Raw genomic sequence first — 17,552 nt, forward strand, 5'->3', positions numbered from 1 at the left:
ACAGTTCGTTGATCGCACACGCCTCCCGCTCGTTGAGCATTATCGGTGCCGGCCTTGCCGGGTCCCTGCTGGCCATCCTGCTGTCACGGCAAGGCTGGCGCATCACCCTGTACGAACGACGTGGCGATCCCCGCATTGCCGACTACGAGAGCGGTCGTTCGATCAACCTGGCGCTGGCCGAGCGCGGGCGCAATGCACTGCGCCAGGCCGGCGTGGAAGACGAGGTGATGGCGCGCGCGGTGATGATGCGCGGGCGCATGGTGCATCCACGCGACGGCGAACCACAGCTGCAGCGCTATGGCCGCGACGACAGCGAGGTGATCTGGTCGATCCATCGCAGCGATCTGAACACCACGCTGCTGGAACTGGCCGAACAGGCCGGTGCCACCGTGCACTTCCATCGCCGCCTGCATACCGTGGATTTCGACGCGGGCTACGCGCGTTTCATTGATGACCGTGACGACAGCCCGCATGACATCCGCTTTGACACCCTGATCGGTGCCGACGGCGCGGGCTCGGCACTGCGCGCGGCGATGAACCGCCGTGCGCCGCTGGGCGAGGACATCGCCTTCCTTGACCATTCGTACAAGGAACTGGAGATCCCGCCGACCGCCGACGGCGGCTTCCGCATCGAGCGCAATGCGCTGCACATCTGGCCGCGCGGCCACTACATGTGCATCGCGTTGCCCAATCACGAAGGCACTTTCACGGTCACCCTGTTCCTGCCCAACCAGGGCGATCCCAGCTTCGCCACGGTCAATACCGGTGCGCAGGCCGAGGCCCTGTTTGCACGCGAGTTCGCCGACGCGCTGCCGTTGATCCCGAACCTGCGCGTGGACTGGGAACAGCACCCGCCGGGCCTGCTCGGCACGCTCACCCTCGACCGCTGGCATCAGCAGGGCCGCGCCGTCCTGATCGGTGACGCTGCGCATGCGATGGTGCCGTTCCACGGCCAGGGCATGAACTGCGCGTTCGAGGATTGCGTGGCTCTGGCCCGCCATCTGATGGAAGCGGATGATCTGGAAGGTGCGTTCGCCGCGTTCGAGGCCGAACGCAAACCGAATGCACGTGCCATCCAGCAGATGGCGCTTGAGAACTACCTGGAGATGCGCGACCGCGTGGCCGACCCTGCATTCCTGCTGCAACGCGAGCTGGAGCAGGAACTGCAGCGGCGCTGGCCGACCCGCTTCGTGCCGCATTACACGATGGTCACCTTCCTGCACACGCCCTACGCCGAGGCGCTGCGCCGCACCGAACTGCAGCGCGACCTGCTGGTTGCAGCCACCACCGGTCACGATTCACTGGACAACATCGACTGGGCCGCACTGGAAGCGCAGATCCACGCACAGTTGCCCGTCCTGGAGGGCGCGCACTGATGGCCGACAGCTTCCTGTTCTACGACCTGGAAACCTTCGGCCAGGACCCGCGGCACACCCGCATCTCGCAGTTCGCCGCGATCCGCACCGATGCCGACCTCAACGAGATCGACACGCCGGTCAGCTTCTTCGTGCGCCCGGCCGATGACCTGCTGCCCTCGCCGATGGCCACCCTGGTCACCGGCATCACCCCGCAGCAGGCCCTGGCCGAGGGTATCAGCGAGGCCGAAGCCTTCGACCGCATCAACGAACTGATGTCGCGATCCGGCACCTGCGCGCTGGGCTACAACACGCTGCGCTTCGACGATGAGTTCGTCCGCTACGGGTTGTTCCGCAACTTCCACGATCCCTACGAGCGCGAGTGGCGCAACGGCAACTCGCGCTGGGACCTGCTGGACATGTTGCGGCTGATGCGCGCGATGCGCCCGGGCGGCATCCGGTGGCCGCTGCGCGAAGACGGCGCCACCTCGTTCAAGCTCGAGCACCTGGCCGAGGCCAACAATGTGCGCGAAGGCGATGCGCACGAAGCGCTGTCAGACGTGCGCGCCACCATCGGTATGGCACGGCTGTTCAAGCAGTCGCAGCCGCGGCTGTGGGAGTACGCGCTGAAGCTGCGCGACAAGCGCTTCGTCGGCGGCTTGCTGGACGTGGCGGCGATGAAGCCGGTTCTGCACATTTCCATGCGCTACCCTGCCAGCCGCCTGTGCGCCGCACCGGTTCTGCCCTTGGCAGTGCACCCGACCATCAACAACCGGGTGATCGTGTTCGACCTGGAGGGCGAGATCGACGACCTGCTCGACCTGCCGGCCGAGGTGATCGCACAGCGCCTGTACATGCGGGCCAGCGAGCTGCCCGAAGGCGTGGCACGCGTGCCGCTGAAGGAAGTGCACCTGAACAAGGTGCCGGCACTGATCGCATGGAACCACCTGCGCGCCGATGACCATGCGCGCCTCGGCCTGGACGTGGCCGCGATCGAAGCCAAGGTGGAACGGCTGCGCGCGTTCGCTCCACAGCTGGCCGAGAAGGCACGCCAGGTCTACAACCAGCCCCGCGTCGCGACCGTGGCCGATGTCGATGCCTCGCTGTATGACGGCTTCCTCGGCAATGGCGACAAGCCGCTGCTGGCGCTGGCACGCACCACCGCGCCGGAGCAGCTGGCCGCGCTGGAAGGCCGCTTCCGCGACCCGCGCCTGCCGGAGCTGCTGTTCCGCTACCGTGCGCGCAATCATCCCGACAGCCTCGCGCCGGCTGAACGCCAGCGCTGGCAGGATTACCGGCGCCAGCGCCTGCTCGGCGACGGCGGCCTGGGCGAACTCAACCTGCCCCAGTACCAGCAACAGCTCGATGCGCTGGCCGCCGAGTCGCCCGACGACGCGCGGCGCCAGGCCCTGCTGCAATCGCTGCGCGACTGGGGCCAGCACCTGCAGGAGACCTTGTGAGTACCTATTTCTCGGACGCCAGCTTCAAGTTCCTGCGCAGCCTGGCGCGGCACAACGACAAGACCTGGTTCAACGACCACCGCCAGCAGTATGAAGACCACGTCCGGCAGCCGTTCCTGCGCCTGCTGGGCGACCTGCAGCCGGCATTGGCCGAGGTCAGCGAGCACTTCCGCGCCGATACCCGCGGCGTCGGCGGCTCCCTGTTCCGCATCCACCGTGACGCGCGCTTTTCCAACGACAAGTCACCGTACAAGACCTGGCAGGGTGCGCGCCTGTTCCACGAGCGGCGCCGCGAGGTGGCCGCGCCGTCCTTCTATGTGCACCTGCAACCCGGCGAGAGCTTCGTCGGCGCCGGCCTGTGGCATCCAGAACCGGAAACCCAGCGCCGCGTGCGCCACTTCATCCTCGACAACCCGGGCAGCTGGAAGGCCGCCGCGCACGCGCCGGCCCTGCGCAAGCGCTTCGATTTCGAGGAGAGCGAGAAGCTGGTGCGGCCCCCGCGTGGCTTCCCGGCCGACTTCGAGTTCATCGACGACCTCAAGCACCGCAACTGGGTGATGTGGCGCTCGCTGGACGACGCCACCATGACCGGCCCACGCCTGCTGTCCACGCTGGGCAAGGACCTGGCCGCGCTCGGCCCGTTCGTCGACTACCTGTGCGCTGCGCTGGACCTGGAATTCTGATGTCGCAGAATCTTCCGCTGGCCCGCCAGCGGCGCGTGCTCGGCCGCACCGGCCTGGCCGTTTCACCGATCGGATTGGGCTGCTCCGGCTTCTGGGGTCATCGCCGCTTCCCCGAGCATGAGGCAGCTGCCGTGGTCGAGCATGCGCTTGCCCACGGGGTGAACCTGCTCGATACCGGTCACAACTATTCCGGCTTCCATGCCGAGCCGCGCCTGGGCCGCATCCTGCGCCCGTTGCTGAAGCAGTACCCGCGCGATTCACTGGTGATCTCAAGCAAGGGCGGCACGCTGACCGGCCAGGCCGGCATCAGCGGCGCCGAGCAACGCAATTTCTCGCCCGCGGCCATCACCGCCAGCTGCGAGGCGTCGCTGCGCAACCTCGGCCTGGACCATCTTGATGTCTACCAGCTGCATGGCGCCAGCGAACACGACATCAGTGACGACCTGCTGGCGGCACTGCAGCGCCTGCGCGAACGTGGGTTGATCCGGTACACCGGCATCAACACCCACTCGGCCTCGACCCTGCGCTGGATGATCGCTCATCCGGATGCCTTCGATGTGGTGCTGCTGGACTACAACGCCCTGCAGCAGGACCGCGAACCGCTTATCGATCAGCTGCAGGCGGTGGGTATCGGCGTGCTGGCCGGCACCGTGCTGGCGCAGGGCCACCTGCTGCCCGCGCGTGCCCGCCTGCCACGGCTGGCCGATGGCTGGTACCTGGCGCGCGCCTGGCTGAAACCCAGCAGCCGCCAGCTGATGCGCAGTGCCCGTCAGATGCGGCGCGCGGTGGCCGCGATCCACAGCCAGAGCCCGGCCCAGACCGCCTTCGCCTATGCGCTGGGCCATCCCGGCGTTGCCAGCGGCATCCTCGGCACCACCCGCACCCGCAGCCTGGACGAAGTGCTGGCGACGCGGCTGGAAGCGCTGACTCCGGCGGAACGGCAACGGCTGGTCGATGCCTTCGGCGATGGCCGTGGTTCGCCCAGTCAGTGAGTCTTCACCCGGCACTGCCGCCGTTGCGGCAGTCTGTCCGGCATGAAGAAGCTCACCGCACTGCTTGTGCTGCTGGTCCTGGCCTTGGCGGCCTGGTGGTTCGGCGGCCCGTACCTGACCGTCAATGGCCTGTCCAAGGCCATCGAGCAACGCGACACCGCGCGCCTGGAGCGCTACGTCGATTTCCCGCGCGTGCGCAGCAGCCTGCGTGCGCAGCTCAATGATTACCTGGTGCGCCAGGCGGGCCCGGACGTGGCGGCCAGCCCGTTCGGAGCCCTCCTCTACGGCCTGGGCGACCAGCTCGGGGGGGCCGCGGTGGAAACCATGGTGACCCCGACCGGGATCGGCGCGATGCTGCAGGGCCACGTGCTGTGGAAGCGTGGCCGCAATGAACTGCAGGGTGGCGACGCCTTCGGCGCGACCGAACCTGCGCGGCCGTTGAAGCACGCCGAGCACCATTTCGAGGCGTTCGATCGCTTCGTGATCGATGTCGATCGCGGCCCCGGCCAGCCACCGATGAAGGTGGTGCTGGAGCCGCAGGGCCTGCGCTGGAAAGTGGTGGACCTGCAGTTGGGGATGTCGGGCAGCCCTTGATCGGACCCGTGGCCTGACGGCAGCGCCAACCAAGTTTGGCACCTACCGGTCGAATCCGCCCTATCCCTCGTTGGCGACGCCGTGCGGTACGTGGCCGGCAGCCACATGCTCGCGGGCACTGTCGATGTTGTGCTGCGAATCATCGAAGAAGATGTCGGCACCGAAGGCTTGCAGGAACGGCCCCTTGTGCCGGCCGCCGAGGAACAGCGCTTCGTCCAGGCGCACGCCCCACTCCCGCAGGGTGCGGATCACCCGCTCGTGCGCCGGGGCCGACCGCGCGGTCACCAGTGCGGTACGGATCGGCGCGCTGTCGCCAGCCGGGAACACTTCCTGCAGCGTGTGCAGGGCCGACAGGAAGCCGCGGAAGGGGCCGCCACTGAGTGGCTCGCGGGCGCGTTCGCGTTCGTGGCGGCCAAAGGCTTCCACGCCCTGCTCGCGCGAAATGCGCTCACTCTCGTCACCGAAGATCACTGCGTCACCGTCGAAGGCAATGCGCAGCTGGCCGGCCGGGCGACCGGTATCGATCTGGTCGGCCGCTGCCGCAGCGGTCTCGCCCGGTGGTTTGGGCAGGATGGTCGCCGCCGCGATGCCATGGCGCAGCGCACTGCGCACCGATTCCGGGTTGGCCGACAGGAACAGGTCGGTGCCGAACGGCTTCACATACGGCCAAGTCGGCTCGCCAGCGGTGAACGTCGCACGGATGATGCCCAGGCCGTAATGCTGGATGGAGTTGAAGATGCGCAGGCCGGTATCGGCCGAGTTGCGCGACAGCAGGATCACCTCGACCCGCGGGTTCTCCGGGCTGGCGCCCTGGTTCAGTGCCAGCAGCTTGCGCACCACGGGAAAGGCCACGCCGGGGCCGAGGATGTCGTCCTCATGCTGGCGCTGGAACTCGGCATAGGCCGCCACGCCATCGCTCTCGAACAGCGCATGGCTCTCCTCGAGGTCGAACAGTGCGCGCGAGGTGACCGCGACGGTCAGCAAACGGGGGGAGTTGTCGCCCATCGGTGGGGGTCCTTCAAGCGGTCGGCGGGGCCGGCCGCCCATTGTCATCAAAAAACGAACTGTTCGCTCAGGATCCGGTCTTCCAGGTTGTGCTCCGGGTCGAACAGCAGGGTCACACGACGGTCCCTCGACTCACGGATGGTCACCTCGACCACATCGCGGGTCTCGTGCGAATCAGCGGTGACGCTGACCGGACGCTTGTACGGATCGAGCACGCGGAAGCGCACTTCGGTGTCGGCCTTGAGGATCGCCCCGCGCCAGCGTCGCGGCCGATACGGGGCCAGCGGCGTCAGCGCGATGGTATGCGACCCCAGCGGTAACACCGGGCCGTGCGCGGAATAATTGTAGGCGGTACTGCCGGCCGGGGTGGCCACCAGCACGCCGTCACCGATCAGCTCGGCCACCCGCTCCTGGCCGTTGAGGTCGATGCCGATATGGGCCGCCTGCCGGGTCTGGCGAAGCAGCGAGACATCGTTGTAGGCCAGCGACCCGGTGCTGGTGCCGGACTCGGTCAGCGCCACCATTTCCAGCGGGCGCAGGTTGGCCGGTTCGGCACGCGCAATGCGGGCCTGCACGTCATCGTCACCGCGGTACTGGTTCATCAGGAAGCCAACGGTGCCCAGCTTCATGCCGAACACCGGCTTGCCCAGGTGCCCGTGCCGGTGCAGGGTCTGCAGCATGAAACCGTCGCCACCCAGCGGGCACAGCACGTCGGCCTGCTCGGGCGCGTGATCGCCATAACGCGAGATCATCGCCGCGCGGGCCATCCGTGCAGGTTCGGTGCTGCTGGCCAGGAAAGCGATGCGGGGGGTGTCGCTCATCGGTGGATCCGGGTGGGTGTGCCAGCAAGAGCATACCCGGTCGTGCCGGCCGCTGGCCGGCTGCTGCACCCGGTTGCGATTCATGAGGTTGCCGGCCAGCGGCCGGCACTACCAGACAATGCAGAACGGCCCCGCTTTCGCGGGGCCGTTCCTCCAACTGCTGCAGATCAGGAGCCCCCCTGAGTCAGGGGGGCGCGCCAACGGTGCGGGAGTCTGGGAGCATGGTTGGCATGGGGCCCACGGTTTGCAGAGCAATCCGTGGGGCGTCAGCGCGAATGCGCTTACGCACCATGCGCGGCCAGCTGGCCCAGGCGCTGCACCGCGACCGAGACGGTCGGGTAGTCCAGGGTCTTCTGCTCGGCCAGTTCGGCCAGCATCGCCAGAGTGAAGCGCAGGCTGTTGTCGTCGCGGCCCATCCAGGCAGCGACCTTGGCCTCGGCACTGCTGCCCTTGGTCCCCAGCACCTGCCCGGCCAGGTTGCGGTGGTTGGCTGCAAGCTCATCACGCAGCACGCCACGCGCCACCGCGTGCCAACGACCGTTGACTTCCAGCGCGTCGACCTGCTCGAACAGCCACGGCAGCTGAAGGGCATCGCCCAGGCGGAAGTGGACCTTGGACACGTCCACCGGCTTCAGCTTGCGGGTGCGGGCCAGTTCGATGATGTCGAACGCCGGCTCCAGGAAGTGCAGTTCGGCCAGCTGCTGTGCCAGTGCAGACGGCAGGCCCTTTTCCTTCCACTCGGCCACCAGGGCTTCGTAGGTCGGACGCTGCGAATCCGGCAGCACGCCCGAAGCGACGCGGATGTCGTTGAACGGTCCCTGGTAGCGGTTGACCGCTTCGGTGATGCCCGGCATCGCGCCCGGGCGCGACAGCAGCCAACGCACGAACGAGCGCTGCAGCTTCCAGATCACTTCCAGGGCGTCGATCTGCACCGACTCCGGCACCTTGCCGTCGAGGGCATCGATCTGTGCCCACAACGCGCGTGCATCCAGCGTTTCACGGCTGATGGTGTAGGCCTTGGCGACCTCGGCGATGGAACGGCCGGTGTCTTCCTGCATGCGCATCAGGAAGGTGGCGCCCATGCGGTTGATGGTCTGGTTGGTCACGGCCGTGGCGATGATTTCGCGCTTCAGGCGGTGACGCTCCATCGCGTCGGCGTACTTCTTCTGCAGCGGGGTCGGGAAGTAGCGCTGCAGCTCCTTGGACAGGTACGGATCTTCCGGAATGTCCGAATCCAGCAGCTGGTTGAACGCCACCAGCTTGGAATAGGACAGCAGCACCGACAGCTCCGGACGGGTCAGGCCCTGGCCGCGTGCCTTGCGCTGCGAGAGCTCGGCATCGGACGGCAGGAACTCGATCTGGCGGTCGAGCAGGCCCTGCTGTTCCAGGGTGCGGATGAAGTGCTGCTTGGAACCCAGGCGCTTGACCGCCATCCGCTCCATCAGGCTCAGTGCCTGGTTCTGGCGATAGTTGTCGTTGAGCACCAGCTCGGCGACTTCATCGGTCATCGAGGCCAGCAGCTTGTTGCGCTGCTCGACGGTCAGCTTCTTGGCCCGCACCACATCGTTGAGCAGGATCTTGATGTTGACTTCATGGTCGGAGGTGTCGACACCGGCCGAGTTGTCGATGAAGTCGGTGTTGAGCAGCACGCCGGCCTGGGCAGCTTCGATGCGGCCCAGCTGGGTCATGCCCAGGTTGCCGCCCTCGCCCACCACCTTGCAGCGCAGCTCGCCACCGTTCACGCGCAGTGCGTTGTTGGCGCGGTCGCCGACATCACTGTGCTGCTCGCTGGCGGCCTTGACGTAGGTACCGATGCCGCCGTTCCACAGCAGGTCGACCGGTGCCTTCAGGATCGCGCTCATCAGATCGTTCGGCGACAGCGCCTTGACGTTCTCGTCCAGGCCCAGCGCCTCACGCACCTGCGGGGTGATCTCGATCGACTTCAGGCTGCGCGGGTACACGCCGCCGCCCTTGCTGATCAGCTTGGTGTCGTAGTCCGCCCAGCTCGAACGCGGCAGGGTGAACAGGCGCTCACGCTCGATGAACGACGTGGCCGCATCCGGATTCGGGTCCAGGAAGATGTGGCGGTGGTCGAACGCAGCGACCAGGCGGATATGGCGCGACAGCAGCATGCCGTTGCCGAACACGTCGCCGGACATGTCGCCGACGCCGACCGCAGTGAAGTCCTGGCTCTGGCTGTCACGGCCCAGCGCACGGAAGTGGCGCTTGACCGATTCCCACGCGCCGCGCGCGGTGATGCCCATGCCCTTGTGGTCGTAGCCGACCGATCCACCGGAGGCGAACGCATCGCCCATCCAGAAGCCGTGCGCGATGGCCAGGCCGTTGGCGATGTCGGAGAAGGTCGCGGTGCCCTTGTCGGCGGCCACCACCAGGTACGGATCGTCCATGTCGTGGCGCACGACATCCACCGGCGGCACGATCTTGTTGTTGACGATGTTGTCGGTGATGTCCAGCAGGCCCTGGATGAACAGCTTGTAGCAGGCCACGCCGTTGGCGAAGATCGCGTCGCGATCGCCGTTCACCGGCGGGGTCTTGGCGAAGAAGCCACCCTTCGCGCCGACCGGCACGATGACGGTGTTCTTGACCATCTGTGCCTTGACCAGGCCCAGCACTTCGGTACGGAAGTCTTCGCGACGATCCGACCAGCGCAGGCCGCCACGCGCAACCGCGCCGAAGCGCAGGTGGGTACCTTCCACGCGCGGGCCGTACACGAAGATCTCGCGGTACGGGCGCGGCTTCGGCAGGTCCGGCACCAGCGCCGAATCGAACTTGAAGCTGATGACATGGCCGTGCTGGCCGTTGGCATCGGTCTGGTAGTAGCTGGTACGCAGGGTCGCGTCGATCACGCCCATGAACGAGCGCAGGATGCGGTCCTCGTCCAGGCTGGACACGCGATCCATCAGCTTCAGCAGCGCATCGCGCGCGGCCTGCATCTGCGCGTCGCGGTCACCCTTGCGGGCATCGACCACGCTCTTGAGCACCTTCAGGGTGGCGTCGTCGCCAGCGGCCAGCACATCGAAGTGGGCCTTCAGCTGGGCCTGGCCGGCCGCGATGTCGTCCTTGCTCTCATGGCCGGTGGCCGGATCGAAGCGGGCCTCGAACAGTTCGACCAGCAGGCGGGCCAGCAGCGGGTAACGCGCGAAGGTGCCTTCCACGTAGGCCTGCGAGAACGGCACGCCGGTCTGCAGCAGGTACTTGCAGTAGCCACGCAGCATGGCGACCTGGCGCCAGTGCAGGCCAGCAGCCAGCACCAGGCGGTTGAAGCCATCGTTCTCGGCGTCGCCGTGCCAGACGCGGGCGAAGGTCTCACCGAAGGCTTCATCGACACTGGCGGCATCGATCGCGCCAGCGGTCGACTCGACCTCGAAGTCCTGCACGTACACCGGCGCGTTGTCGACCGACAGGCGGTACGGACGTTCGGCGATCACGCGCAGGCCCATGTTTTCCATCATCGGCAGCGCGTCCGACAGCGGGATGTCATCCAGCTGGCGATACAGCTTCAGGCGCAGGCCATCGCCGCTTTCGCGCGGCACGGCCTGCAGGCTCAGGCGCAGGTCGTCCGGGCCGGTCAGCGCGTCGAGCTGGCTGACATCGTTGGCGGCAACGGCGGTGCTGTTGTCTTCGATGTAGCCGGCCGGCAGCGCCTTGCCGATGCGGGCGGCGATGCGCAGGCCTTCGGTCTCGCCGTGGCGGCTCACCAGCGCTTCGCGCAGATCGTCCTGCCAGTTACGCAGCACCTGGGCCAGCTTCTGCTCCAGTTCGGCGGTATCAACGTCGAGCATTTCACCCGGCTTCGGGCGCACGATCAGGTGCACCTGCGCCAGCGGTGATTCGCCCAGCACCACCGAGCTGTCGACGAACTCGCCGTGCAGCGCGTCCTTGAGCATTGCTTCGATGCGCAGGCGCACGTCGGTGTTGAAGCGCTCGCGCGGCAGGTAGACCAGCGCGGAGATGAAACGGCTGTACTTGTCGCGGCGCAGGAACAGGCGGCTGCGCACGCGTTCCTGCAGGCCCAGCACGCCCATCGCGGTGCGGAACAGTTCGTCCTCGCTGGACTGGAACAGTTCTTCGCGCGGCAGGGTTTCCAGGATATGGCGCAGGGCCTTGCCACTGTGGCTGGCGGGGGCCAGCCCGGACTGCTTCATCACGTGCTCGTGGCGCTGGCGCACCAGCGGGATTTCCCACGGGCGACGGTTGTAGGCGCTGGAGGTGAACAGCCCGAGGAAACGCTGCTCGCCGATGATCTTGCCCTTGGCGTCGAACTCCAGCACGCCGATATAGTCCATGTAGCCGGCGCGGTGCACGCGCGAACGGGCATTGGTCTTGGTCAGGATCAGCGCATCCTTCAAACCGGACGTGGTGTTCAGGCCCTGCGCGGCCAGCGTCTTGACCGGACGGGCGGCGGACTTGTCCTTGCCGCGCATCAGGCCCAGGCCGGTGTCGTTCAGCGGCGCCAGCACCTCTTCCTTGCCCTGCTTCTCGACGCGGTACTCGCGGTAGCCGAAGAAGGTGAAGTGGTTGTCAGCGGCCCAGCGCAGGAACTCCTGTGCTTCCTTGCGCGACGCGTCGTCGACCGGCAGCTGGCGGCTGCCCAGGTCGTCGGCCAGCGCCAGCGCCTTGTCCTTCATCGGCTGCCAGTCGCGCACGATCGCACGCACTTCATCCAGCGCCTTGTTGATGGCCTGCTCGATGGCAGCCATTGCATCGGCCGGCTGGCGGTCGATCTCCAGCAGCATCACCGACTCGGCATCACCTTCGCCGACCTTGACCAGCTTGCCGGCCTTGTCGCGGGTGAAACGCAGTACCGGGTGGCCCAGCACGTGGACGCCCACGCCCTGCTCGGCCAGCGACATGGTGACGGTATCGACCAGGAACGGCATGTCGTCGTTGACGATCTGCAGCACGGTATGCGGCGATTCCCAACCGTTGGCCTTCGCGGTCGGATTGAACACGCGGACGTTGGCCTTGCCAGCCTTGCGGGCCCGGGCGAATTCCAGCGTCTCAGCCGCGAGAGCGGCCCACTCTTCAGCGCTGTGGTGCGGGAACTCGTCCGACTCCATGCGCTTGTAGAAGTCAGTGGCGAAGGCCACTGCTTCGGCCTGTGCGGCCGCGGGGTAGCGCTTGCGCAAGGCCGTGTACACCGGCTCCAGGGAGAAACCAGCGGTCACTGCGACCTCCGACTCTGCTGGTTTCGTCTTGTTTTTCACGGTCTTGGCTGCGGTTTTTTGCGGTTTCATGGCAGAGCGATGCGCTTGCTCAGTTGGGAAAATGAAATTGTAGCCCTACCGCACGAAAAGGCCTTGCTGCAGGACGGAATAAGCAGATCCGGGTTTGCTGCGGTTTAGACGCCTATTCAGTTCGCTCCGGTATGGAGCGGGCGCCTGCTTAAGCACTGCCGACAGGATCGGCAAAGCGTGTTACCGGAAGACACACGCGGCGACACCGATTCGATTCCACAATCCTGAACTGGACGGTATAGTCCACCGCGTGAACCCGGCCTACCTTCCCGTTGCCCTCGACGCACGCGATGAGCGCGTGTTCGATGCCGTGCGCGAACTGCTGGCCCAGCAGGGCATGCAGATGAGCATGGACGCGGTGGCCCAGCATGCCGGCTGTTCCAAGCAGACCCTCTACTCGCGCTACGGCAGCAAGCAGCAACTGCTGCGCCGGGTAATGCAGCGCCACGTCGGCCACGCTACCGGCGCCATGGTTCGTGCACTCCGCACTGACGACCTGCGTGCCAGCCTGCTCCAGTTCGCCACCGACTTCCTGGAGCACTTCAACCAACCGCACGTGGGCCAGGCCTGCCGGCTGATCGCCGCCGACGCGGCCCAGTTTCCCGAAGAGGCGCGTACCCTGTACCGGCATGGCGCCGGCGCACTGACGCTTCATCTTGCTGAATGGATTGAAACCGTTTGCATGCAGGGCCAGCTCCGGCATGACGACCCGCACTTCATGGCCGAACTGCTGCTGAGCATGATCGCCGGTCAGGATTTCGACAAACAGCGCTTCCATACCCCCCACCGTGATGACGCGCTCTTGCGTCGGCGCTGGGCAGAGTTCTCCGTCGACAGCTTCCTGCGCGCCTTCGCGCCTCAGCCGTCGCCGGCCCCGTCTACAAACCAACCCCGGAGTTCCTCCTGATGACCGCCCCACTCCGCACCCTTGCCTTGACGTGCGCCGTTGCTGTCGCGCTGGCTGCCTGCAAGAAGCCGGAACAGCAGACGCCCCCGCCGCCGGAGGTGGGCGTGATCGACGCCAAGCCGCAGACCCTGCCGCTGCAGCGCGAGCTGGTCGGCCGCCTGTCGCCGTTCCGCAGTGCCGACGTCCGCGCACGCGTGCCCGGCGTGCTGCTCAAGCGCGTCTACCAGGAAGGCTCGCAGGTCAAGCAGGGCCAGACCCTGTTCCTGATCGACCCGGCGCCGCTGCGCGCCTCGCTCAACGCCTCCGAGGCCCAGCTGGCCTCGGCCCGCGCGACCTACGCCAACGCCAAGGTCGCCGCCGACCGCGCACGCTCGCTGGCCCCGCAGCAGTTCGTCTCCAAGTCCGACCTGGACAACGCCGAATCGGCCGAGCGCACCGCGCTGGCCGCGGTCAAACAGGCCGAAGCGGCAGTGACCTCCTCGCGGATCAACCTGGGCTATGCCGAAGTGACCGCGCCGATCAGCGGCGTGGCCAACAAGCAGCAGGTCACCGAGGGCGCGCTGGTGGGCCAGGGCGATGTGACCCTGCTGACCACCGTCGACCAGCTCGACCCGCTGTACGTCAACTTCTCGTTGAGCGTGGACGAGCTGACCCAGCTGCGCGCGCAGCAGGCCAAGGGCGCGCTGGCGCTGTCCGGCGACGGCAAGGCCACGGTCAACGTCAAGCTCGCCGACGGCACCACCTATGGTGAGCCGGGCACGCTGGACTTCTCCTCGACCACGGTCGACCCGGCCACTGGCGCCGTGTCGTTGCGCGCGCTGCTGCCGAACCCGCAGCAGATCCTGCTGCCGGGCGCCTTCGTCAGCTTCCAGGCCAACCTGGGCGAGCGCAACAACGCCTTCCTGGTGCCGCAGCAGGCCCTGCTGCGCGATACCACCGGCGGCTACGTGATGGTGGTCGGCGCCGACGGCAAGGTCGTGCGCAAGAACGTGAAGACCGATGGCGCGCAGAACGGCAACTGGCTGGTCAGCGACGGCCTGGCCGCCGGTGACAAGGTGATCGTGGCTGGCGTGCAGAAGGTCAAGGAAGGTGCACCGGCGGTGGCCAAGCCGTGGACCCCGGGCCAGGACGCCAACGGCAAGCCGGCCGCAGGCGGCGCCGCCCCGGCGGGCGCTGCACCGGCTGCAGGCAAGGCACCGGCCGACGCGGCCAAGCCCGAGCAGGCCGATGCGGCCAAGCCGGCCGCCACCGATTCGAACAAGCAGTAACGGGAACCTTCCGTCATGCCTAAATTTTTCATCGAACATCCAGTCTTCGCCTGGGTGGTTGCGATCCTGATCTCGCTCAGCGGGGTGATCGCGATCCTCAACCTGGGCGTGGAGTCCTATCCCAACATCGCCCCGCCGCAGGTCACCGTCTCGGCGACCTACCCGGGCGCCAGCGCCGATACCACGGAAAAGTCCGTCACCCAGGTGATCGAGCAGCAGCTGACCGGCATCGATCACCTGCTGTACTTCAGCTCCTCGTCCGCCTCCAACGGACGTGCGCAGATCACCCTGACCTTCGAGACCGGTACCGATCCGGACATCGCCCAGGTGCAGGTGCAGAACAAGGTCTCGCTGGCCACGCCACGCCTGCCTTCGGAAGTGACCCAGCAGGGCGTGGTGGTGGCCAAGGCCAACGCCGGCTTCCTGATGGTGGTGGCGCTGCAGTCCGATACCCCGACCATCAACCGTGACGCCCTGAACGACATCGTCGGTTCGCGCGTGCTCGACCAGGTCTCGCGCATTCCCGGCGTCGGCAGCACCCAGCAGTTCGGTTCCGAGTACGCCATGAACATCTGGCTGAACCCGGAAAAGATGCAGGGCTATGGCCTGTCGGCCAGCCAGGTACTGGCCGCGGTGCGTGCGCAGAACGTGCAGTTCGCCGCCGGTGCGCTGGGTTCGGACCCGTCGCCGGAAGGCCAGCACTTCACCGCCACGGTCTCGGCCGAAGGCCGCTTCAGCTCGCCGCAGGAATTCGAGAACATCATCCTGCGCGCCAACGCTGACGGTTCGCGCGTGCTGCTGAAGGACATCGCCCGCGTTGCCTTCGGTGCCAACAACTACGGTTTCGACACCCAGTACAACGGCAAGCCGACCGGCGCCTTCGCCATCCAGCTGCTGCCGGGCGCCAACGCCCTGAACGTGGCCGAAGCGGTGCGCGCCAAGATGGACGAGCTGCAGCCCAGCTTCCCGGCCGGGGTCACCTGGTTCTCGCCGTACGACAGCACCACCTTCGTCAAGATCTCGATCCAGGAAGTGGTCAAGACCCTGTTTGAAGCGGTCTTGCTGGTGTTCCTGGTGATGCTGATCTTCCTGCAGAACTTCCGTGCCACCCTGATCCCGACCCTGGTGATCCCGGTCGCCCTGCTCGGTACCTTCCTGGGCATGTGGATGATCGGCTTCACGATCAACCAGCTGACGCTGTTCGCGATGGTGCTGGCGATCGGCATCGTGGTCGACGACGCGATCGTGGTGATCGAGAACGTCGAACGCATCATGAGCGAGGAAGGCCTGGCGCCGAAGCCGGCCACGCAGAAGGCGATGACCCAGATCACCGGCGCGGTGGTGGCGATCACCGTCGTGCTGGCCGCGGTGTTCATCCCGTCCGCCCTGCAGGGCGGTGCCGCCGGTGAGATCTACAAGCAGTTCGCGCTGACCATCGCCATCTCGATGGCATTCTCGGCGTTCCTGGCCCTGGGCTTCACCCCGGCGCTATGCGCGACGTTCCTCAAGCCAACGCACAACGACAACCCGAACATCGTCTACCGCACCTTCAACAAGTACTACGACAAGATCAGCCACACCTATGTGGGCCACATCACCTCTGCGGTGCGCCATGCGCCGCGCTGGATGATCCTGTTCGTGGTGCTGACCGCGCTGTGCGGCTTCCTGTTCACCCGCATGCCGGGCAGCTTCCTGCCGGAAGAAGACCAGGGCTATGCGCTGGCGATCGTGCAGCTGCCGCCGGGCTCGACCAAGGGCCAGACCAACGAAGTGTTCGCGCAGATGCGTGGCATCCTGGAAAAGCAGGATGGCTATGAAGGCATGCTGCAGGTGGCTGGCTTCAGCTTCGTCGGTTCCGGCGAGAACGTGGGCATGGGCTTCATCCGCCTGAAGCCATGGGAAGAACGCAAGTTCACCGCGCCCGAGTTCATCCAGAACATGAACGGCGCGTTCTACGGCATCAAGGAAGCGCAGATCTTCGTGGTCAACCTGCCCACCGTGCAGGGCCTCGGCCAGTTCGGTGGCTTTGACATGTGGCTGCAGGACCGTAGCGGTGCCGGCTACGAACAGTTGACCCAGGCCCGCAACATCCTGCTCGGCCAGGCCGCGCAGAAGCCGGACCACCTAGTTGGCGTGCGCCCCAACGGCCTGGAAAACGCGCCGCAGCTGCAGCTGCACGTGGACCGCGTGCAGGCGCAGTCGATGGGCATGTCGGTGTCGGACGTGTACAGCACCATCCAGCTGATGCTGGCCCCGGTGTACGTCAACGACTTCTTCTACGAAGGCCGCATCAAGCGCGTGACCATGCAGGCCGATGGTCCGTACCGCACTGGCCAGGAATCGCTGAAGAGCTTCTACAGCCCGTCCAGCCTGACCCAGAACGCCGATGGCACCAACGCGATGATCCCGTTGAACACGGTGGTCAAGTCCGAATGGGTGTCGGCGCCGCCGTCGCTGAGCCGCTACAACGGCTACTCCGCGATCAACATCGTCGGTTCGCAGGCACCGGGCACCAGCTCGGGTGAGGCGATGCAGACCATGGAAGGCATCGTCAATGACGACCTGCCGGCCGGCTTCGGCTACGACTGGTCGGGCATGTCCTACCAGGAAATCCTGGCCGGCAACGCTGCGACCCTGCTGCTGGTGCTGTCCATCGTGGTGGTGTTCCTGTGCCTTGCCGCCCTGTATGAAAGCTGGTCGATCCCGGTGGCGGTGCTGCTGGTGGTGCCGCTGGGCGTGCTGGGTGCCCTCGGCCTGTCGATGCTGCGCGGCCTGCCCAACGATCTGTTCTTCAAGATCGGCCTGATCACCGTGATCGGCCTGGCGGCGAAGAACGCGATCCTGATCGTGGAGTTCGCGGTGGAGCAGCGCGCAGCAGGCAAGAACCTGCGTGATGCCACCATCGAAGCGGCGCGCCTGCGGTTCCGCCCGATCCTGATGACCTCGTTCGCGTTCATCATGGGCGTGATCCCGATGGCGATCTCCACCGGTGCCGGCGCCAACTCCCGCCACGCCATCGGTACCGGCGTGATCGGCGGCATGCTGTTCGCCACCCTGCTCGGCCTGCTGATGATCCCGGTGTTCTTCGTGGTCGTGCGCCGCATGCTGGGCGACAAGCTGGACGAACCGTCCAAGGAGTTCATGGAACGCCAGCGCGATGCGGATGCCGCACATCGTCCGGATCGTTGATCCGGTGCTGCGCTGAGAAC

At 66.6% G+C, this 17,552-nt stretch carries 11 protein-coding genes; 8 read left to right on the forward strand and 3 right to left on the reverse strand.

Annotation, left to right across the window (positions count from 1 at the left end; genetic code table 11):
* The first annotated feature begins 8 nt into the window (after positions 1–8).
* Genes ACM0PY_RS00590 through ACM0PY_RS00610 form a run of 5 tightly spaced genes read left to right on the forward strand, consistent with a single transcriptional unit; the run spans position 9 to position 5,084 of the window.
* Positions 9–1,376 (forward strand): FAD-dependent oxidoreductase, encoded by a 1,368-nt coding sequence (locus ACM0PY_RS00590; RefSeq protein WP_111201560.1) that lies wholly within the window; start codon positions 9–11, stop codon positions 1,374–1,376.
* Positions 1,376–2,815 carry an exodeoxyribonuclease I gene (gene sbcB / locus ACM0PY_RS00595; RefSeq protein ID WP_180883894.1) on the forward strand — a complete coding sequence of 480 codons (1,440 nt, stop codon included), beginning with the start codon at positions 1,376–1,378 and terminating at the stop codon, positions 2,813–2,815. Before ACM0PY_RS00590 ends, sbcB begins: the two co-directional genes overlap by 1 nt.
* Complete coding sequence (locus tag ACM0PY_RS00600; protein WP_053500718.1) at positions 2,812–3,498, forward strand: DUF2461 domain-containing protein; 687 nt, start codon at positions 2,812–2,814, stop codon at positions 3,496–3,498. Before sbcB ends, ACM0PY_RS00600 begins: the two co-directional genes overlap by 4 nt.
* On the forward strand, positions 3,498–4,490 hold the full coding sequence (locus ACM0PY_RS00605) for an aldo/keto reductase (RefSeq protein ID WP_134971242.1): 993 nt from the start codon (positions 3,498–3,500) through the stop codon (positions 4,488–4,490). The genes ACM0PY_RS00600 and ACM0PY_RS00605 overlap by 1 nt, the downstream gene beginning before the upstream one ends.
* A gap of 42 nt (positions 4,491–4,532) precedes the next feature.
* Positions 4,533–5,084: a DUF2939 domain-containing protein gene (locus ACM0PY_RS00610; RefSeq protein ID WP_111201563.1), complete on the forward strand. Its 552-nt coding sequence runs from the start codon at positions 4,533–4,535 to the stop codon at positions 5,082–5,084.
* A gap of 60 nt (positions 5,085–5,144) precedes the next feature.
* Here the strand turns inward: ACM0PY_RS00610 and ACM0PY_RS00615 are convergent, their stop codons facing one another.
* The 3 genes from ACM0PY_RS00615 to ACM0PY_RS00625 all read right to left on the reverse strand — a co-directional run bounded on the left by ACM0PY_RS00615 (position 5,145) and on the right by ACM0PY_RS00625 (position 12,168).
* Positions 5,145–6,089 carry a 5'-nucleotidase gene (locus tag ACM0PY_RS00615; protein ID WP_005417414.1) on the reverse strand — a complete coding sequence of 315 codons (945 nt, stop codon included), beginning with the start codon at positions 6,087–6,089 and terminating at the stop codon, positions 5,145–5,147.
* A gap of 47 nt (positions 6,090–6,136) precedes the next feature.
* Complete coding sequence (locus ACM0PY_RS00620) at positions 6,137–6,910, reverse strand: NAD kinase (protein ID WP_134971244.1); 774 nt, start codon at positions 6,908–6,910, stop codon at positions 6,137–6,139.
* 281 nt (positions 6,911–7,191) lie between these two features.
* Positions 7,192–12,168 carry an NAD-glutamate dehydrogenase gene (locus tag ACM0PY_RS00625; RefSeq protein WP_180883892.1) on the reverse strand — a complete coding sequence of 1,659 codons (4,977 nt, stop codon included), beginning with the start codon at positions 12,166–12,168 and terminating at the stop codon, positions 7,192–7,194.
* Positions 12,169–12,418: 250 nt separating this feature from the next.
* Here ACM0PY_RS00625 and ACM0PY_RS00630 point away from each other — a divergent pair, with 250 nt between their 5' ends.
* From ACM0PY_RS00630 to ACM0PY_RS00640, 3 genes are read left to right on the forward strand one after another with little or no spacing between them, the layout of a single operon-like run.
* On the forward strand, positions 12,419–13,075 hold the full coding sequence (locus ACM0PY_RS00630) for a TetR/AcrR family transcriptional regulator (RefSeq protein WP_061480087.1): 657 nt from the start codon (positions 12,419–12,421) through the stop codon (positions 13,073–13,075).
* Positions 13,075–14,343, forward strand: a complete 1,269-nt coding sequence (locus ACM0PY_RS00635; RefSeq protein WP_069139730.1) for an efflux RND transporter periplasmic adaptor subunit — start codon at positions 13,075–13,077, stop codon at positions 14,341–14,343. Before ACM0PY_RS00630 ends, ACM0PY_RS00635 begins: the two co-directional genes overlap by 1 nt.
* A 15-nt stretch (positions 14,344–14,358) precedes the next feature.
* Positions 14,359–17,532 (forward strand): multidrug efflux RND transporter permease subunit, encoded by a 3,174-nt coding sequence (locus tag ACM0PY_RS00640; RefSeq protein ID WP_061480089.1) that lies wholly within the window; start codon positions 14,359–14,361, stop codon positions 17,530–17,532.
* Positions 17,533–17,552 lie beyond the last annotated feature (20 nt).

Origin of the sequence: Stenotrophomonas sp. BR163, from assembly GCF_047520985.2 — a bacterium.
GTDB classification, from domain to species: Bacteria; Pseudomonadota; Gammaproteobacteria; order Xanthomonadales; family Xanthomonadaceae; genus Stenotrophomonas; species Stenotrophomonas sepilia.

Bases quoted from the DNA above. Each gene is read 5' to 3' on its own strand.
- ACM0PY_RS00615 (WP_005417414.1), bottom strand. From the start codon at position 6,089: ATGGGCGACAACTCCCCCCGTTTGCTGACCGTCGCGGTCACCTCGCGC.
- ACM0PY_RS00605 (WP_134971242.1), top strand. From the start codon at position 3,498: ATGTCGCAGAATCTTCCGCTGGCCCGCCAGCGGCGCGTGCTCGGCCGC.
- ACM0PY_RS00635 (WP_069139730.1), top strand. From the start codon at position 13,075: ATGACCGCCCCACTCCGCACCCTTGCCTTGACGTGCGCCGTTGCTGTC.
- sbcB (WP_180883894.1), top strand. From the start codon at position 1,376: ATGGCCGACAGCTTCCTGTTCTACGACCTGGAAACCTTCGGCCAGGAC.
- ACM0PY_RS00625 (WP_180883892.1), bottom strand. From the start codon at position 12,168: ATGAAACCGCAAAAAACCGCAGCCAAGACCGTGAAAAACAAGACGAAA.
- ACM0PY_RS00610 (WP_111201563.1), top strand. From the start codon at position 4,533: ATGAAGAAGCTCACCGCACTGCTTGTGCTGCTGGTCCTGGCCTTGGCG.
- ACM0PY_RS00620 (WP_134971244.1), bottom strand. From the start codon at position 6,910: ATGAGCGACACCCCCCGCATCGCTTTCCTGGCCAGCAGCACCGAACCT.
- ACM0PY_RS00640 (WP_061480089.1), top strand. From the start codon at position 14,359: ATGCCTAAATTTTTCATCGAACATCCAGTCTTCGCCTGGGTGGTTGCG.